Annotated in this window: 23 protein-coding genes; 11 read left to right on the top strand and 12 right to left on the bottom strand. The window is 70.9% G+C overall.

Annotation, left to right across the window (positions count from 1 at the left end; translation table 11 throughout):
• Window positions 1–285 precede the first annotated feature (285 nt).
• On the top strand, window positions 286–423 hold the full coding sequence (locus tag ACFPZ3_RS57115) for a hypothetical protein (protein ID WP_379522859.1): 138 nt from the start codon (window positions 286–288) through the stop codon (window positions 421–423).
• A 109-nt stretch (window positions 424–532) separates the two neighbouring features.
• Here ACFPZ3_RS57115 and ACFPZ3_RS57110 read toward each other — a convergent pair whose 3' ends face one another.
• The 3 genes from ACFPZ3_RS57110 to ACFPZ3_RS57100 are packed head-to-tail and all read right to left on the bottom strand — an operon-like array spanning window position 533 to window position 2990.
• Window positions 533–1201, bottom strand: coding sequence for a response regulator (locus ACFPZ3_RS57110; protein ID WP_379522858.1), 669 nt, complete (start codon window positions 1199–1201; stop codon window positions 533–535).
• Window positions 1198–2379, bottom strand: coding sequence for a sensor histidine kinase (locus ACFPZ3_RS57105; RefSeq protein WP_379522857.1), 1182 nt, complete (start codon window positions 2377–2379; stop codon window positions 1198–1200). Before ACFPZ3_RS57105 ends, ACFPZ3_RS57110 begins: the two co-directional genes overlap by 4 nt.
• Window positions 2380–2402: 23 nt before the next feature.
• Window positions 2403–2990 (bottom strand): hypothetical protein, encoded by a 588-nt coding sequence (locus ACFPZ3_RS57100; protein ID WP_379522856.1) that lies wholly within the window; start codon window positions 2988–2990, stop codon window positions 2403–2405.
• A 171-nt stretch (window positions 2991–3161) separates the two neighbouring features.
• Here ACFPZ3_RS57100 and ACFPZ3_RS57095 point away from each other — a divergent pair, with 171 nt between their 5' ends.
• Both ACFPZ3_RS57095 and ACFPZ3_RS57090 read left to right on the top strand, forming a co-directional pair.
• Window positions 3162–4352, top strand: a complete 1191-nt coding sequence (locus ACFPZ3_RS57095) for a serine hydrolase domain-containing protein (protein WP_379522855.1) — start codon at window positions 3162–3164, stop codon at window positions 4350–4352.
• Window positions 4353–4478: 126 nt separating this feature from the next.
• Complete coding sequence (locus ACFPZ3_RS57090; protein ID WP_379522854.1) at window positions 4479–4823, top strand: hypothetical protein; 345 nt, start codon at window positions 4479–4481, stop codon at window positions 4821–4823.
• A gap of 71 nt (window positions 4824–4894) precedes the next feature.
• On the opposite strand, the gene ACFPZ3_RS57085 is transcribed toward ACFPZ3_RS57090, so the two are convergent.
• From ACFPZ3_RS57085 to ACFPZ3_RS57065, 5 genes are all read right to left on the bottom strand, one after another.
• Window positions 4895–5341 (bottom strand): CHAT domain-containing protein, encoded by a 447-nt coding sequence (locus ACFPZ3_RS57085; RefSeq protein ID WP_379522866.1) that lies wholly within the window; start codon window positions 5339–5341, stop codon window positions 4895–4897.
• Window positions 5335–5568, bottom strand: coding sequence for a hypothetical protein (locus ACFPZ3_RS57080; RefSeq protein WP_379522853.1), 234 nt, complete (start codon window positions 5566–5568; stop codon window positions 5335–5337). Before ACFPZ3_RS57080 ends, ACFPZ3_RS57085 begins: the two co-directional genes overlap by 7 nt.
• Before the next feature lie 195 nt (window positions 5569–5763).
• Window positions 5764–6210: a DUF1801 domain-containing protein gene (locus ACFPZ3_RS57075; protein WP_379522852.1), complete on the bottom strand. Its 447-nt coding sequence runs from the start codon at window positions 6208–6210 to the stop codon at window positions 5764–5766.
• Between the two features lie 60 nt (window positions 6211–6270).
• Window positions 6271–6480: a hypothetical protein gene (locus ACFPZ3_RS57070; RefSeq protein WP_379522851.1), complete on the bottom strand. Its 210-nt coding sequence runs from the start codon at window positions 6478–6480 to the stop codon at window positions 6271–6273.
• Between the two features lie 132 nt (window positions 6481–6612).
• Window positions 6613–6867 (bottom strand): DUF4235 domain-containing protein, encoded by a 255-nt coding sequence (locus ACFPZ3_RS57065; protein ID WP_379522850.1) that lies wholly within the window; start codon window positions 6865–6867, stop codon window positions 6613–6615.
• A 176-nt stretch (window positions 6868–7043) separates the two neighbouring features.
• Between ACFPZ3_RS57065 and ACFPZ3_RS57060 the strand changes: the two genes are divergently transcribed.
• The 3 genes from ACFPZ3_RS57060 (at window position 7044) to ACFPZ3_RS57050 (ending at window position 9790) form a co-directional block, all read left to right on the top strand.
• Window positions 7044–8738, top strand: coding sequence for an FUSC family protein (locus ACFPZ3_RS57060; protein ID WP_379522849.1), 1695 nt, complete (start codon window positions 7044–7046; stop codon window positions 8736–8738).
• Between the two features lie 68 nt (window positions 8739–8806).
• Window positions 8807–9310, top strand: coding sequence for a MarR family winged helix-turn-helix transcriptional regulator (locus ACFPZ3_RS57055; RefSeq protein WP_379522848.1), 504 nt, complete (start codon window positions 8807–8809; stop codon window positions 9308–9310).
• A gap of 87 nt (window positions 9311–9397) precedes the next feature.
• Window positions 9398–9790, top strand: coding sequence for a PPOX class F420-dependent oxidoreductase (locus ACFPZ3_RS57050; RefSeq protein ID WP_379522847.1), 393 nt, complete (start codon window positions 9398–9400; stop codon window positions 9788–9790).
• Window positions 9791–9825: 35 nt separating this feature from the next.
• Here the strand turns inward: ACFPZ3_RS57050 and ACFPZ3_RS57045 are convergent, their stop codons facing one another.
• The gene (locus ACFPZ3_RS57045) at window positions 9826–10347 is read right to left on the bottom strand and encodes a GNAT family N-acetyltransferase (RefSeq protein WP_379522846.1); all 522 of its coding nucleotides are present in this window, start codon (window positions 10345–10347) and stop codon (window positions 9826–9828) included.
• 178 nt (window positions 10348–10525) lie between these two features.
• On the opposite strand from ACFPZ3_RS57045, the gene ACFPZ3_RS57040 reads away from it, so the two are divergent.
• Window positions 10526–11080, top strand: coding sequence for a hypothetical protein (locus tag ACFPZ3_RS57040; protein WP_379522845.1), 555 nt, complete (start codon window positions 10526–10528; stop codon window positions 11078–11080).
• A gap of 37 nt (window positions 11081–11117) precedes the next feature.
• Here ACFPZ3_RS57040 and ACFPZ3_RS57035 read toward each other — a convergent pair whose 3' ends face one another.
• A complete protein-coding gene (locus ACFPZ3_RS57035) occupies window positions 11118–11486 on the bottom strand; it encodes a winged helix-turn-helix transcriptional regulator (RefSeq protein ID WP_379522844.1) in 369 nt (122 codons plus the stop codon).
• A 101-nt stretch (window positions 11487–11587) separates the two neighbouring features.
• Here ACFPZ3_RS57035 and ACFPZ3_RS57030 point away from each other — a divergent pair, with 101 nt between their 5' ends.
• Together ACFPZ3_RS57030 and ACFPZ3_RS57025 are read left to right on the top strand one after the other, a co-directional pair.
• Window positions 11588–12019: a nitronate monooxygenase gene (locus tag ACFPZ3_RS57030; protein ID WP_379522843.1), complete on the top strand. Its 432-nt coding sequence runs from the start codon at window positions 11588–11590 to the stop codon at window positions 12017–12019.
• On the top strand, window positions 12016–13413 hold the full coding sequence (locus ACFPZ3_RS57025) for an MFS transporter (protein ID WP_379522842.1): 1398 nt from the start codon (window positions 12016–12018) through the stop codon (window positions 13411–13413). Before ACFPZ3_RS57030 ends, ACFPZ3_RS57025 begins: the two co-directional genes overlap by 4 nt.
• A gap of 128 nt (window positions 13414–13541) precedes the next feature.
• On the opposite strand, the gene ACFPZ3_RS57020 is transcribed toward ACFPZ3_RS57025, so the two are convergent.
• Window positions 13542–13895 (bottom strand): putative quinol monooxygenase, encoded by a 354-nt coding sequence (locus tag ACFPZ3_RS57020; RefSeq protein ID WP_379522841.1) that lies wholly within the window; start codon window positions 13893–13895, stop codon window positions 13542–13544.
• 58 nt (window positions 13896–13953) lie between these two features.
• Between ACFPZ3_RS57020 and ACFPZ3_RS57015 the strand changes: the two genes are divergently transcribed.
• A complete protein-coding gene (locus tag ACFPZ3_RS57015; RefSeq protein WP_379522840.1) occupies window positions 13954–14250 on the top strand; it encodes an ArsR/SmtB family transcription factor in 297 nt (98 codons plus the stop codon).
• 65 nt (window positions 14251–14315) lie between these two features.
• Complete coding sequence (locus ACFPZ3_RS57010; protein WP_379522839.1) at window positions 14316–14660, top strand: VOC family protein; 345 nt, start codon at window positions 14316–14318, stop codon at window positions 14658–14660.
• Between the two features lie 29 nt (window positions 14661–14689).
• On the opposite strand, the gene ACFPZ3_RS57005 is transcribed toward ACFPZ3_RS57010, so the two are convergent.
• On the bottom strand, window positions 14690–16372 hold the full coding sequence (locus ACFPZ3_RS57005; RefSeq protein ID WP_379522838.1) for an aminotransferase class V-fold PLP-dependent enzyme: 1683 nt from the start codon (window positions 16370–16372) through the stop codon (window positions 14690–14692).
• Window positions 16373–16418: the final 46 nt, after the last annotated feature.

The following is a 16418-nucleotide window of genomic DNA, read 5'->3' as shown; positions in this document are numbered from 1 at the left end:
GGCGCCGCGCGCCGGGCCGCGGCGGCCAGGCGACGAGCCGAAGCCGCACGCAGGGCGGTGGCCAGGCGCGCGAGCAGGCCCAGGAGCACGGTCAGGCATCGGCCTGCCGCCCGTCCGACCAGTCGCAGGGCTGTCCAGCGGCCGTCGCCGCCCAAGGCCCGGCGCAATCCGCCGAGCACCAACCAGAGCCCGTCGCGCGGGCTGTCCGAAACGCAGAAACGCTCGATCGACGAGCAGTTGGGGAGGGTCCGTCCTACCGGGCAGCACCAAGGGAGTGCCCGGAGCATGGCTGACGAGATGGCTGACCAGGGCACCGGGCACGGCCCGGCCTCCAAGCCGTACACCTCGGACACGCCGTCCTCGAAGGCACCGACGATTCTCTGGCGCATCTGGCAGATCTTCAGGCCGCCGGCGAACGGCTAGGTAGTCAAGGCCGGTAGAAAGCTCCTGCCCGAACGGTGTGGGAGCTCCGGTGGAGCACGCGGCCTGCCCGCTCTCAGGTGAGAGCGGGCAGGTCACGTTGTGCGGCTGGTCAGCGCGGGTCGCCGGGCACGGTCATGCCGCCTTCGTAGGCCGCGATCACCGCCTGGACCCGGTCGCGCAGCCCGAGTTTGGTCAGCACGTTGCTGACGTGCGTCTTCACGGTGTGCTCGCTGACCACCATGGCCTGGGCGATCTCCGCGTTGGACAGGCCGCGCGCGATCATCCGCAGCGTCTCCTGCTCGCGCGCGGTGAGCGCGGTGAACTGTTCCGACGGCTTCGCGGCGAGACTGGGCGCCGCCCTGGAGGTGAAGTCGGCGATCAGCTTCGTGGTGACGGACGGCGCGAGCAACGACTCTCCTGCCGCGACCACGCGTACGGCGTGGACGAGGTCGTCGCGGCGGACGTCCTTGAGCAGGAACCCGCTGGCCCCCGCGCGCAGCGCGTCGTAGACGTAGTCGTCCAGGTCGAACGTGGTGAGCATGAGAACGCGGCACCCGCTCTCCGCGCACACGACGCGGGCCGCCTCGATGCCGTCCATGACGGGCATGCGGATGTCGAGCAGCAGCAGGTCAGGGTGGTGTTCGCGGACGGCTTCGACGGCCTGCGCGCCGTCGCCCGCCTCGGCGACCACCTCGATGTCCGGCTGGGCGTCGAGGATCATGCTGAATCCGCCGCGCACCAGCTCCTGGTCGTCGGCGACCACGACTCGGACGCTCACGCGGCCCTGCCTTCGCGCGGCGCCCGGCGCAGCGGGAGCCGTACGAGAACGCGGAAGCCGGGCCCGTCGGCGCGCCGGTCGGCCGTGGCGGTGCCGCCGCAGGCCGCGGCCCGCTCGCGGATGCCGATCAGGCCGTTGCCGCCCGAGGGGAAGGCCGATCGGCCGCCGCGGCCGTCGTCGGTGATGTCGATCATGAGGGTGTCGTCCTGCCAGGCGAGGGTGATGTCGGCGCGGGTGGCGCCCGCGTGCTTGACGATGTTGGTGAGGGCTTCCTGGGTGATCCGGTAGGCGGCGATCTCGGCGTCGGGAGTCAGCGGCCCCGGCTCGCCCGAGGTGGAGTATGTCACTTCGAGGCCGGTGGCCCTGACCTGGCCGGCCAGGGCGGGGAGCGCGGCGATCGTCGGCTGCGGGGAGCGCGGGCCCTCATCCTCCTTGAGCACGCTCAGCATGCGGCGGAGCTGGACCATGGCGTCGCGGCCCGCCCCGGCGATCGCGTCGAAGGCGGCCTCGGCCCTGGCCGGGTCGCTCCTGACCACCACCGGCCCGGCCTCGGCCTGGACCACCATGAGGCTGACCGCGTGGGCCAGGATGTCGTGCATGTCGTGGGCGATCCTGGCGCGTTCGCGTTCGGCGGCCCGATCGGCCTCGGCCTGACGTTCACGGGCGAGCTGGGCGGCCCGCTCCTCCAGCGCGGCGGCGTGGGCCCGGGAGGAGGCGGCGGCCCGGCCGATGGCGTAGGCGGCGACGAAGAGCACGATGCCGCGCAGGGCGGTCTCGGACGAGCCGACGATCAGCAGGCCGCCGGCGATCGTGAAGACGAGCGTGATCACGCGGGGCCACCGGGCGGAGTACGCGGCCACGGTGTAGAGCGCCATCAGCCCGCCGTACCAGATGGGCTGGGCGGCGACCTCGTCGACGACGTCGTAGAGCGCTGTCGCGGAGAGGGTGGCCAGCAGCACGGTCACCGGCGCGCGGCGCCGCCAGATCAGCGGCACCGCGGCGGCGACCACGACCGCGTATCCCCACCAGTGCCAGGGACCGCCGAAGGGGCTCTCCCGGGAGAAGAACGGCCACAGCTGCACGACCAGCACCAGCGCCGCCAGCCCGGCATCCAGCCAGATCGGTGGAAGCGAGCGCGACCACCGGCGAACCGGGTCGAAGAACTGTAGATCGGACACAACATCCAATCTTGCCGCCTGTGTCATGCGAGAGCCACGGCGGGCCTGACCGTGGTGGCGGCGGCCTGGCGGGCGAGCGGCACGAACGAGATCAGCAGGAAGACCGCGCCGACCGGGATGAGGTCCTTGTCCGCGAACGGCAGGACGAGGTCGATCAGGACCAGGACGGGCGTCCACATCCTGACCCGGCGGACGGCCGCGAGCTGCACGACCAGGGCGAGCTGGCCGAGATAGAACAGGAACGGGGCGCCGTCGTAGACCGCGATCGACACCCCGGGCACGTCCTGGACCCGGTCGAACAGCACGCCCATGCCGGCGTGGTCGGCGGCCATGAACCCGACCACGAGGTCGATGCCGAACTGTGCGAGCAGCGCAACGATGCCGGCGGTCCCGGCCACCGCGCTCACGGTGGACAGCACGTTCCGCCCGGCCATCCGCCGCATCTGCCAGAAGATCTGGACGAACAGGAGGAGTGCCGCGATGAAGGCGAGATGGCCGGTGGTCCACGCGAGCCCGGGGCCGCGGCTGCCGTCGAGGCCGTCGAGGATGCGGATCACGCCGTAGGCGAGCACGAGCAGAGGAGCGGCGATGAAGGCGGTTCGGGAGTTCATGGGAAAGATCCTCGGCTCCGCGCGGGGTCCGGGACATCGCCGGTACGGGTGATTGCGCGGCTCCCTCGCAGGAGTGAGGACGAATCAGTCGCATCGGCGATCCGCCGCGGCGGCGTGATCGACAAGATTGGTCCCATCGCTGCAAATCACCTCTCACCTGGAGATATTCCGATGAAGCTGGCTGTCGCCTGCCTCGCCCTGGCCACCACCGTCGTGGCCCTGCCCGCCCAGGCGGCCACCTCGTGTCCTCCGCCGGCCGTCATCCGGGCCGATCCCGGCGCGCCGATACCGCCGATCAACTCCGCCGCACTGGAGAAGGCCATCGCGAACCTGCCCGCCGCCGACGCCACCGCCGCGATCGTCCGGGTGGGCGGGAGCAAGGGCTCGTGGAAGGGCGTGACCGGCGTGGCCGACCTCGCCACCCAACGCAAGGCCGCGGAGCACGTACGGTTCCGGGCGGGCAGCGTGACCAAGATGTTCACCACCGCGGTCGTGCTGCAACTCGTGGCCGAAGGCAAGGTCTCGCTCAACGGGACGGTCCAGCACTACCTGCCCGGCCTGCTGCCCCGCTCCTACCCGGAGGTGTCCGTCGGCCAGTTGCTCAACCACACCAGCGGCCTGCCGGCCCCCACCCTGCCCGGCACGTTCGACTGGGTCTACCAGACCAGGTTCAAGACCTGGAAGCCGCGGGAGTACGTGGCCCTGGCCGTCCGGAACCCGGTCGAGTTCCCGCCCGGCACCAGGCAGCACTACCTCAACACCAACACGTTCGTGGCCGGCCTGCTGATCGAGAAGATCACCGGCCGTTCGTACGAGCACGAGGTCACCGCGAGGATCCTGCGCCCGGTCGGCATGCGGGACAGTTACCTGCCCGGCGACTCGGCGCGCATCCGCGGCCCGCACCACAAGGGCTACCAGGTGGTGCCCGCGGGATTCGACGACGCGATCCCGTACGGCAACGGCCAGGTGGTCGACATGACCGAGACCAGCGTCACCTCGACCTGGGCCTCGGGCGACCTCATCTCCACCACGGCGGACCTGGAGAAGTTCGTCAAGGCGCTGTTCTCCGGCAAGGTCGTGCCGAAGGCACAGCTGGAGCCCATGTTCACCGTCCCCGACGTGAAGATGCACGATGAGTGCGGCAACCAGCCGGCCGTCTACACCTCCGGCATGACGCGGCTCGTGCTGCCGGGCGGCATCGTCGCCTACGGCAAGACCGGCGCCCGCTACGGGTACGCGGCCGGCGTCGGCGCCACCCGCGATCTCAGCCGCACCCTGGTGTACTCGGTCAACTCCACGGACGCCAAGGCCTCCGGCCAGAACGACCGCACCCTGAGCATCGCGCTGGCCTCCTTCTCCTGATCACGCCCCGCCGGGCGACGTAAGGGGCGCGCCCGGCTCCTTACCTTGATCACATGCAGACACAGATTCGACCAGCACGCGTTGGGCAGGTGTGGCTCCGTTCGCCCGCCGCATACGTCCCAGTCAATGAACGGCCTACGTCACCGCAAGAGACCCCTTCTCCCAAATGACGAGGATGACAATCTGGTGCACCCCGACGCGATCGCCCGCCGCGCATGCCGACACGGCTGGGATGTTGAGACCTTGACCGGACCCGTGATCATTTTGCGTCGCCAGGCCTGGCGGCTGGAAATCACCTTCGCCGACGACATCCCCATCGCCGCCAGCGTCGCCAGCCCGGACGGCGACCGAAGCGGGCCCGTCAACCTTCGCTCGATCAACGCGTTGACCCGGGCCAGACCGGACGAGATCGCCTTACGCGCCGCTGCCTCGATCGTAGGCAGGCAACCGTCACATGCGGAACGCGCATGACCGTGACATCTCCTTCGATGGGAACAGCTGGAAGAAGCCGACACCGGCGAGTGCGATGGCGGCGAGCGCGATCACGGCGGGCAGCAACCGGGACAGCCGTGGCTTGAAAGGTCCCCGCGCCCGGCTTCGCGCTCACCCGCCCGTCGCCAGGAAGAGCAACTGCCGGGGACTTCTGCCTCATGGGAGGCGGCGCCGGCCTTCGGAGGGAGATGGTGCGGTCGAACAGGTGAGCGGTGGTGGAGTCGAGCGAGCGCAGGTAGAGCACCGGTGTGCCCCACTCCAGCGTGCCGGGCAGGGCGAGTCTGAGGGCTTGGCGGGCCTCCATCACCGCGACGTCCACGGGGCGCGTGCTCGGCGAGGCTTTCGTAGAACGCGTGGCCGAACTCGACGGCGGCCGGATCGGAGATCGGATACTGCATGGCCGGCACCGCGGGCATACCGGTGCGCATGAGCGAACCCGCGACGCTGGAGAAGGCGTTGTCCTGGGCGGCGCGGGCGGTCTCGCAGGCGTTCAGCACCACCAGGCGGAGGCCGCCGGACGCAGTATCCGGCGCAGGTCGCGCCAGGTCTGCCCGGCCACCCAGTGCACCTCGATCAGGCCGCGCGCCCGCAGGTCGGCCATGGCCTGGGACATGCGGCGGCGCTCGTCCTCCACCGCGACGGGCTGCTGATCGCCCGGACGGGCGACCATGCACAGGATGCGCAGGGGCCCTGACACCTGTAACGGCCGGCGCGGGGCGAGCACCTGGGGACGCCAGGCAGAGGTAGGATTCCGCGCCGGCGTCGTACAGGAACTCCCAAGGCAGGCGGGCCAGCGCCGGCGTGTTGACGTGCAGGATCACGCGTAGTCTGCGATCTTCCCTGGCCGCCCGCTGACGCCCGGCCAGCAGCAGCGTCCTGCCGTCGCCCATCGAGGTAGGGCGGGTGACCAGGCCTTCAGCTACTGTCCGCGGTTGCTCGCCCGGTCGACGCCCTTGTGCACCCGCACCGTACGGTCGATGAGGTCGCGCAGCGCGCTCTCATCGACGTCGTCGAGCCGTTTCAGGTAAAGGCATCCCCGCCCGGTCTTGTGCGGACCGAGCCGGGCGAGCACTGAGGAGTGCCGCTCCTCGAACCCACCCACCAGATAGACGACGAGATGCTGCTTGCGTGGCGAGAAGCCCGCCAAGGGCCAGTCACCCGTGCGCCCATTCGCGTAGGTGTAGCGGTAGCTGCCGAAGCCGACGATGCTCGAACCCCACATCACCGCGGGTTCACCGGTCACCTCGCGCAGAATCGCGCGGAGGCGCTCCGCGTCGGCCCGTCGGCGTTCGTCAGGGACCGCGGCCAGGAAGTCGTCCACGCTGCCGTCGGTCGGGACCGTCACCGGCTGGTTCGAGGTCGCCATGAAGTCATGCTCCCACGCCGGTACGACAAACGGCGGTGGGCCCCGTTCTAGCTGGACCGCTCAACCGGTGGGCTCGGCATCGGGGCTGACGTCCTCTTCGCCTGCGGCTTCGGCTACCTCGCGTCGCTCGTCCTCGACCTTCTGCTCCGGGTCGGGCGGCTGTTCGATCGGCTCCGCGGGGATCGGACGACGTGTTTGCCTGACTTCCACGTTGGCGCGATCGGCGATGGTGTCGCTCTCCCCCATGACCCGGCCCACCGCGGCTCGCATCTCTGAGGGTTCTTCGTCTTGTCCGTTCATGACCCGCAACTGCCCGAACCTTGACGCCCAAACCACCCGGGCCGGCGGCGTGGCGGGCCGATGCCAGGGCTGGGGCGCCGGCCTGGCCCCGGCCGGCCCGGTTCAGTGCTTCGCCCGGCGATCGCCCGTCCGGCCCTGGAAGGTCTGCGCGCCCGCGCGGTGCACGGCGGCCTTGATCAGGCCGAAGATCGCGCCCTGTGCCGCCGCAGCGACGAGGACCTCCGTCCAGCCGCGGTCGAGGTCGTCGGCGTCAGGCGCGTCGTCCTGGCCGGATACCAGCGTCCAGACCCGCTTGAACAGCGCGGCCGCCAGCGCGCCGCTGAGCATGCCCATGCTCAGCGATGCGGCTTTCTCCATAGATCGCATTTCAGCCTCCTAACGACGGCTTCTGCCTGTGCCCAGCTCTACGCTCCTAAACACGCTCGACGGCTGAACAAGCACGGGCTCCTACGCTCGGCACCAGGTATTTTACTAGTAAAACACATGATAAGCTTGTGGGGATGAGTGTTGTCTCCCTTTCCCGCCGTGTCCGCATGCCCGTGCGATCCGCCCTGCGTCTGAGGCCGCTCGGAGACGTCTGGCACAAACCCGCGCTGAGCTCCGTGGCCGCCCTGGCCGTGGTGCTGCTCGGGCTGCTGTGGCTCGGCCGGCTCGATCTGGTCCTGTACGGCGCCGCCGGGGCGATGTGCGCCCTGTACGGTCACGGGTTGCCGTACGCAGCCCGGGCCAGGGCGCTGGCGTGGGTCGTGCTGGGGATGGTGTCGGGCACGGGGGTCGCGCTCGTCACGGCCGCGCTCACCGACTCCGTCGCCGTCCGGGTCGCGGTGGCCGCGGCGCTGGCCGGGCTGCACAAGGCCGCCTGCGATGCGACCCGGGTCGGGCCGCCCGGCAACGTGGTGCTCACGTTCATCGCCGCCAGTGCCGCCTTCGTGCCGCAGCGCCTCGCCGACGTGCCCCTGCACGTGGGGGTCGGGCTGCTGGGCGGCGCCGTGGCCTGGGCGGTGGGGATGGCGCCCGGGCTGGTGCGGCGCGACGGGCCCGAGCGCGTCGCGGTGGCGCGGGCGCTGGAGTCGACGGCCCGCCTGCTGCGCGCCCGTACCCACGATGACGACCTGCACCAGGTCCGCGCCGCCGCCGCCGCCGTCAACGCCGCCTGGCAGACGCTGCTGCACTCCGGCGACCGGCGGGAGGAACTGCGGCGACTTCTGGTACGCGCGGAATCCGCGGCAGCCGCCGTCACGAACACCGCACCCAGTTCGACGGGTACGGCCGGCGCGGCCGACACCACCGGCGCGGCGGACCCGACCGATGCGGCGGATGCGGCAGGTGCGGCGGTGGGGTTGGTGCCGGGGGCCCGGGGCGCGGAGGTGCTGGTCGCTTGGGCGCAGGCGTTGCGTAAAGGGCGGGCGGTGCCCGTGCCGCCGGCTCGGGACGCGCAGCTCATGGCCGACGAGCGCGCCGAATTGGCCGGGGTCGCCGTCGAGGCCCCCTGCGGCGCGGCGAGGCGGCGTTTCGTGGCTGAGGTGGCTCGCATCGTGGTGGAGGTGGCCCGCAGGTGGCGGTCCGTGGTCACGGTGACCGCGGGCGCGGCGCTGGCGGGCTGGGCGTCGATGGCGCTGGGCGTCGGACGGCCGTACTGGGCGGTGGTGACGGCGGCGGCCGTCTTCGCCGCCAACACCACTCTGTCCTGGAGCCGCGCGGTCCAGCGCGTGGTGGGCAACCTGCTGGGCGTGGCGCTGTTCACCCTGCTGGCCCCCGTGACGAGGCTGGGCGCGCTGGCGCTCGTCGTGGCCGTCCTGGTCATGCAGTTCGTCACCGAGGCGGCCGTCACCCGCAACTACTGGCTGGGCAGCGTGTTCGTCACGCCGACGGCCATCTTGATGACCGAGTTCGCGGGTGCGCAGCCGGTGCCGGTGCTGGTGGCGGACCGCTGGCTGGACACTTGTGTGGGCGCCGCCGCCGGGCTGCTGGCCTGCGTGCTCCTGCCGGACCGGCGAGCCGCTCGCCGGGTACGCGAGGGCTTCGACCGCCTGGAGCGGGCCATGGCGGAGATCGCGCCGCCCGCACAGCGGGCCGCTGCCCGTAACCGGCTGCGGGCCGCGCTGGTGGAGCTGCGCGAGGCCGTCGACACCGCGTCGGGCGAGTGGTGGAGCACGGCGCTGCCCCAGGAGCGCATCGTCGCCGCCGAACGCGCCGGGCACCACCGGCTGGCCGAGCTGGCGTCCTGACAGGCCGGGCCCGGCGCGTACGATCGGAGCCACCGAAACCCCGCAGCACCACAGGAAGGACCGCGCACGTGGAGGACGCCGTGGCGATCGCGCTGCGTCAGTGGCGGCAGGTCCTCCCGGACGCCGACCTCGGCACGATCGCCGTCATCGGGCGGCTCAACCGCTGTACCGCCCTGCTCCAGCAGGCCACCGACGCCCCGCTGGGCCGCGCCGGCGTGAACCGCGCGGAGTTCGACCTGCTCTGCGCCCTGCTCAGGGTCGGCGGCGAGCTCACGCCCAGCAGGCTCGCCCGCGAGACGTTCGCCTCGGGGGCGGCGGTGACCAAACGGGTCAAACGCCTGGAGGAGATCGGCCTGGTCGCCCGGCGCATCGACGACCGCGACCGGCGGGTGAGCCACCTGTCACTCACCGAGCACGGCCGGAGCTTCATCATGCGGTTGTTGCCGAAGCAACTGGAGTACGAGACGGCCCTGCTGGAGGGCCTGTCACCGGACCGCGAACGCGAGCTCGCCGACCTGCTGGCCGAGCTGCTGCTGATGCTGGAGGGCCGCCTGGGCGGCATGGTCGGCTGACGGAGGCCGCCTCCCCCGTCCCAGGCGGGTTCGATCCTGGTGTATCAAAGAGGTTTCCCGAGATCCCTGACGACGTCTGAGAGACCCGTGACACTCACTGAAGATGTGCTCGACCTGCTGCGCGGGCCGAGCGTCTGCTACCTCGCCACCACGATGGCCGACGGCTCGCCACAGGTGACCCAGACCTGGGTGGACACCGACGGCAGGCACGTACTGATCAACAGCGTGCAGACCCACCTGAAGACCAGGAACATCGAGCGGGACCCGCGGGTGGCGCTCGCGGTCTCCTCTCCGGAGGACCCCTCACGCTACGTCCAGATGCGCGGCCAGGTGATCGACATCACCACCAAGGACGCGGTCGACCACATCGAGAAGCTCTCCCACAAGTACACGGGCAAGCCCTATCCCTGGTACGGGGGCCGCGACCAGGAACGAGTGATCTTCGTCATCGAGCCGGTGAGTGTCAGCGGCACCGGGTGAGTCGGGTGTCACCTTGACGGCCTGGCTCCCCGAGGTCAGGTCGCCTGGAAAGTGCGGGGCCAGGCGGAGAGGGAGGCGTTGAGGGGAAGGATCATGGTGTGACTGTCGCCGGCCGACACCGACGAATGGGGCAGCTGATGCCAGCCCGCACCCTCGTAGAACGGGATCACGGCCGGACTGCAGGTCAGGTAGCCGAAGTCCAGCGCCAGGCCGGCCAGCTCCGTGGCGGTCTGGGCGAGCAGCTCGCGTCCGATGCCCCGGCCCTGGAAGCCGGGGTCGACCGCGACCGTGCCCACCTCGCCGACCAGCAGGCGCTCACCGCTCTCACCCCTCTGTACGAACTGCCGCAGCAGCCCCAGCTGGGCGACGGGGCGGTCGTCCGCCAGGCCGACCATGCGGGCCTCCGGGCGGGCCCAGGCCCAGCTTCGCCTACCGCTGAAGATCCCTGCGTACGCCGGGTAAGCCCGGGCCAGCATTTCCGCGAGAGCCTCGTGTGTGTCGGAGGAAATATCGGATTCCCGGACCAGGGACCATTTCCGGCGATCTTGACTATGCACGCGATTCACCTGGCCGTTCTATCACCCGCGACACACCTCCCCGTCCAAGAGCACTCGGACGGTGAACGCCTGGCGACCGGAACCGTCGCCAGGATCTGCCGGAACTTAGCTCTCTCGGGGGAGCCGGTTCACCCCCAGAGGTGATCACTCATCCTCGCGGTTCCGGGAGGCTGCGGCCATGGCTATCAAACTGCTGCACACGGCCCCTGCCGTCAGCGACACCGAACAGCCGGTCCCGCGCTGGGCGCTGCGTGCCGCCTACGTGCTTCCCTGGCTGCTGCTGCCCTCGTGCCTGTGGAGGCTGCCGTTCGCCTTTCACTTCGACATGGGCCAGCTCAACGACGCGCCTGTGGCACCATTGTGGATCACCGTCCCCTACGTCTTCGGGCTCAGCGTGCTGACGGAGCTGGCGGCGCTGCTCAGCATCGGTCTGGTGCGTGGCTGGGGCGAGGTGGCCCCGGGCTGGCTCCCGCTCATCGGAGGAAGGCGGGTGCGGCCCATGGCGGCGGTCGTCCCGGCCGCGATCGGTGGGTCGATCATGACGGCGGTCTCGATCTGGATGGTGCTCGCCTGGGTCGGCGTCTTCGATCGCGTGACGTACGAGAACGGCTGGTGGCAGGCGCTGGCGATGGTGTGCGTCACCCCCATCGCGCTGTGGGGCCCGATCGTCCTGGCACTGGCCTACGCCTACCGGGTACGCCGCGCCCCGCGGCGACAGGCCGGCGCAGGGTGAGCTGAGGAAGGGCACGGCCGAGGGCTTCGCGGCGCACCTACTCCAGGGCGGCCTGCCGGCTCTGTGTGGCGGGGTCGTCGGCCAGAGCGGTCGCCCAGTCGCCGGACCATCGCACCAGCGGGCGCAGCGCCCGGTAGGCGCCGTCGCCCAGTTCGGTGAGGCGGTAGGCGGTGTCGGGCTGCTGTTCGACGATGCGGGTGTCGAGCAGTTCGATGAGCCGCTGTCGCAGGACGCTGGACGACATGTTGTCGCAACGTTGCTGAAGGGCGCGGAAGCCGAGCGCGCCGTGGTGCAACTCCCAGACGATGCGCAGGTTCCATCGACGTCCGAACAGGTCGAGCGCGGCCATCAGGGGACGTCCGGTGCTCGATCCCCGGACCGGCTCTCCCGGCCTCGGCGCTGCCATGTTGTCGCCTCCCACCCCTCGCCCACGCTTCGGTTTCCGATACAGTACCGTGCTTGCGGCGATTCTGTTTCCGAAGCGCACAAGAGTGGGGAGAGCCGGAGATGGCTGTGCTGCGCACGCCGCTGTGCGAGCGGCTGGGGGTCGGCCTGCCGATCGTTCAGGCGCCGATCGGCTCCGCCGCGGCACCGCGACTGGTCGCGGCGGTCGCCGAGGCCGGTGGTCTCGGCATGCTGGCGTTGACCTGGCGGGGGCCCGAGCGGGCACGCCGCGACATCGGCCTGGTGCGCCGGCTGACCGGGCGGCCGTTCGCCGCGAACCTGGTGCTGGACTTTCCGGTGGCGGACTCGCTGCCCGTCTGCTTGGACGAGGGCGTGCCGATCATCTCCACTTTCTGGGGCGATCCCGCACAGGTCGGCGCGCGTATCCATGAGGCGGGAGCCCTGCACATGCACACGGCGGCGCAGGTGGTCGGTGCCATCGCGGCCCAGGCCGCCGCCACGTTCGAGCACCTGACGATGGAGGCGAACCGATGACCGGCACCGCGAACGAGTCCCGGCAGGGCCGGTTGCTGGTGCCCGCGCTGGTGTTCGTCGCCCTGGTCGTCGCGGTGGTGGGCAGCCTCGGGGCGCCGCTGATCACCGCGGTGGCGGGTGAGTTCGGCGTCTCGCTGGCCGCCGCGCAGTGGACGCTCACCGCCCCGCTGCTGGTGGGCGCGGTCGCCACCCCCGTACTCGGGCGTCTTGGCGCGGGGCCGCGCAGACGCCAGGTCATCCTCGTCACCCTCGCGGTGGTGGTGGCCGGCAGTCTGCTGACCGTGGTGCCGCCGTCGTTCGGCTGGCTGCTGGCCGGGCGGGTCGGCCAGGGCGCCGGCCTGGCCCTGGCCGCGCTGTTGATGGGCGTCGCCCGCGACCACCTGCCGCGGCAGCGCTCCGGTGCGGCGATCTCGCTGCTGTCGGTGGCGTCCATCGCCGGCATCGGCATCGGCTACCCGCTGGCGGGGCTCCTGACGCAGGTCTCCGGACTGCGGGCGGCGTACGGGCTCGGCCTGCTGCTCACCGCGGCCGCGCTGGCCGCGGCCTGGCGGGCGGTGCCGCAGCCGCCACCGGGCCGGTCGGCGGCGGTCGATGTGCCAGGGGCCGCGCTCCTGGGCGCCGGTCTCGTCGCCCTGTCGCTGGCGATCGGCCAGACCACTCTGTGGATCGAGCACCCGGTGCTCGCCGCCGCCCTGCCTGCCGCCGCGGCCGTGCTGCTCGCCGCCTGGGTGCGCCGCGAACGCCGGTCCGCCGCCCCGCTGGTGGACCTCACCCTGCTGCGGCACCCCGCGGTGGCCGGCGCCAATGTGACCATGTTTCTCGGCGGCATCGGCATGTACCTGCTGCTGACCCTGGTCACCCGTTACGTGCAGACGCCCGAGGCGGCCGGCTACGGCTTCGGCGTGGACGTCTTCGTCGCCGGTCTGGTGCTCGTGCCGTTCTCGGTGCTGGGCTTCGCGGGCGGCAAGCTGGTGCCCTGGGTGCGCGAGCGGCTCCAGGCGCCGACGGTGCTGGCTGCCGGGGGTGGCGTGGTCCTGGCTGCGCTGGTGGTGTTCGCGCTGGCCCGCGGCCAGTTCTGGCTGGCGTTCGCCGTGATGGGTCTGCTCGGGCTGGGCGTCGGTGTCTTCTCCGCCGCGATGCCGGTCGCGATCCTGGCCGTCACCCCGCCGGAGGAGACCTCGAGCGCGATGAGCTTCAACCAGGTCGTACGCAGCGTCGGCTTCTCCATCGGCAGCGCGCTCGGCGGCCTGCTGCTCGCCGCCCACACCGGCGCCACCTTTCCTGCTGAGGCCGGCTACACCACCGCCGCCTGGGCGGGGGCGGCCGCGATGGCGGTGACGATTGTGATCACCTTGGTGCTGCGGCGAGCTGCCAAGGCACGTCTGCCCAGGTGACGACCTGCCGGCGGTCCTGCGTGCCCTCGCGGTAAGGCCCTTGCCGAACTTCAACCAGGCCCTGGGCTAGCCTCGGAAGGGCGCATCATGTTCATCGCCGACGTGCTCGGCAGATCTCTGCCCACGAGCTACGCGCCCTGCCGTGGTGGTTCGGACGGAGCGTTCGCGGTGAGAGGTGTCAGCCAGTGGATCTCCAGGTCCTCGCGCAGGTATTCCATGCGGGTCTCCTGGAACCGGACCAGGTCGGGCTGGGCGAGGTGGTTGCGCAGATCGTCCCCGGAACGCCACAGCTCGTAGAAGACCAGCGTGCTGGGGTCGGAGGCATCGCGGTGGACTTGGTACTGCCAGGCGCCCGGCTCGGCACGAGTCGGCTCGACGAACGACAGCAACAACCCTTCCAGCTCCTCGGCACGTTCCGGGCGGGAGCGGGCGAATCCGTAGATGCCGATGGGGCCGTTTCCTTCAGGTATGACGATGTTCATACCTGCGGAGGTTAGCCATGCCTGAGGTACGATGCAAGTCATACCTGAAGGAGGAGGCATGGATCTCGGCAGGGTGTTCGCCGCGCTCGCCGACGACTCCCGGCGGCGCATGGTGGCCGAACTCGCGGCCGATCCCGAGGATCGGGAGCGCGCCTGCGGGTCCTTCGACCTGCCGGTGAAGAAGGCCACACGGACCCATCACTTCCGGGTGCTGCGGGAGGCGGGGCTGGTCGCGCAGCGCGATCACGGCAATGGAAGCACGTTGAGGCTGCTCAGGAAGGACATCGAGCAGCACTGTCCCGGCCTGCTGCGGCTCCTCGTCGCCGAACTCGGCCCATCGGACGAAGAACTATGATCCGCCGATGAGTTCCGGCCGGAGAAGTGGTCTCCCTTTCGAAACGAGGAGAGGGAGCGGTCGCGGTGGATTTGTACAGCGTCGTGTGCGTGCGTGATCGGGCGACATCGCAGAGGTGGTTCGAGGCGTTCTTCGGGCGACCGGCGGACGAGATCATCGGTGAGGAGTACCTGTGGCAGGTCGGTGAGAACGCGTGGATCGTCATCGACGACCGGCAGGTGCGGGCCGCGCGGGTGGGCGGCACCATGATCACGCTCGGTGTGACCGGCCTCGACGACATCCTGGCCCGGCTGGCCGCGCACGGCATCGAGCACGAGCCCGTGGAGACCTACGGCAACGGCGTGCGACACGTGGACGTCCTCGACCCGGACGGCAACAGCCTGTCGCTCGCGGAGATGCCCGCCCAATAGCCGCCGGGGCGGCCCCGTCAGGCAGCGGGTCATGGCAGATCAAGGCAGGTTTTGGGCAGCGGGAACCAGCGCAGCCGCTCGACGTCTTCCGGCAAGCCGGACGGCGTCGGGTCGATCCCGTCCGTGCTGGACTCCAGCAGGATGTGGGCCTGGTCCAGATAGCCCGGCAGGGCGTCCTCGCCGACGCGTACACGCCGGGCGAGCGGGGCCTCAGGGTCGTCGAAGCGCAGGTCGGACAGGTGCAGCGGCGGCTCGGCCGGTCCGCCGCGATGCCGCCACAACCCGTTGGCCGGGTCGAAGCGGTAGTCGGGCAGCAGCCGGTGACCGTGGCGGGCCAGCAGATCGACCGCGTCGATGAGGTAGTCGCAGACGGCGTCGGAGATGAAGTAGTTGAAGTTGACCCGCACCCAGCCCGGCTTGATGCCCTGGCAGCCCTGCCCGATCTCCTCCTCGAACGCCCGCGAGCGCGCGGCGTCGATGGCCAGCAGGCGGTGACCGTACGGGCCCGCGCAGGAACAGCCGCCGCGCGCCTGGATGCCGAGCAGGTCGTTCAGCACCGCCACCACGTAGTTGTGGTGCAGGAACAGCCCGTCGTCCGCGCGGATGCGAACCGACACGATGGACAGCCGGCGGGAATCCCGGTCACCGAGGATCTCGATGGCGGGGTTGCCCTCCCATCGGCGCAGGGCCCGCTGCCAGAAGCGTTCCTCGCGAGCCTGGATGAGATCGGTGCCGACAGCCTGTTTGAGCCGGAAGACCAGCCCCGCCCGGATCGACTCGACGATGGCCGGGGTGCCCGCCTCCTCGCGGGCGATCGGGTCGTCGAGGTAGCGATGCCCGGTCGCGTCCACGAACAGCACCGTGCCGCCGCCCGGCGCGGTCGGTACGCGGTTGCGTACCAGCTCCCGCCGGACCACGAGCACGCCGGGCGTCTGCGGCCCGCCGACGAACTTGTGCGGGGACAGGAAGATCGCATCCTTGTGATCGCCGACGCCGGGCGCGCTGGGGCCCATGCGGATCGGCACGTACGGGCCGGCGGCGGCGTAGTCCCAGAATGACAGGGCGCCGTGGGCGTGCAGGAGCGCGGCGATGTGGTCGGTGTCGGTGAGGATGCCGGTGACGTTGGAGGCGGCCGAGAAACTGCCGATGAGCAGCGGCCGATGAGCATGGCGGGCGAGCTGGTCGCGCAGGTCGTCGCAGTCGATGTGGCCGTCCGCGTCCTCGCCGATGGCGACGGTGTCGGCGATGGACTCGCGCCAGGGCAGCTCATTGGAATGGTGCTCGTACGGGCCGACGAACACCACCGGCCGGTCCTTGTCCGGAACGTTCCCGGCGTATGGGGAGGGGACGCGCAGGTCCAGGATGGCGACGAGCTTGTTGATCGCCGCTGTGGCGCCGGAGCCGCAGAAGACGACCGCGTCGTCCGGGCCGGCGCCGACGCACTCGTGGACGGCGCGGCGGGCCTCTTCACGTAATCTGCTGGTCTGCAGCCCGGTGCCGGAGCTCTCCGTGTGGGTGTTGGCGTAGCTGGGCAGCACGTGGTCGCGGATGAAGTCCTCGACGAACGACAGCGACCTGCCTGAGGCGGTGTAGTCGGCGTAGATGATGCGGCGCGGGCCGTACGGGCCGTCCAGCACCTCGCCGTCGCCGATGATGGCGGAGCGGATGCGCTCCAGCAGAGGTGAGGTGGGCGGTGCCTGCTTGGTAACCATCCGCCCAGCATCCGCCAGCCGGCCGATCACCACCACAGGTCGCCGG

The organism is Nonomuraea insulae, from assembly GCF_042656245.1.
This window is presented reverse-complemented; position numbering and strand designations above follow the sequence as displayed.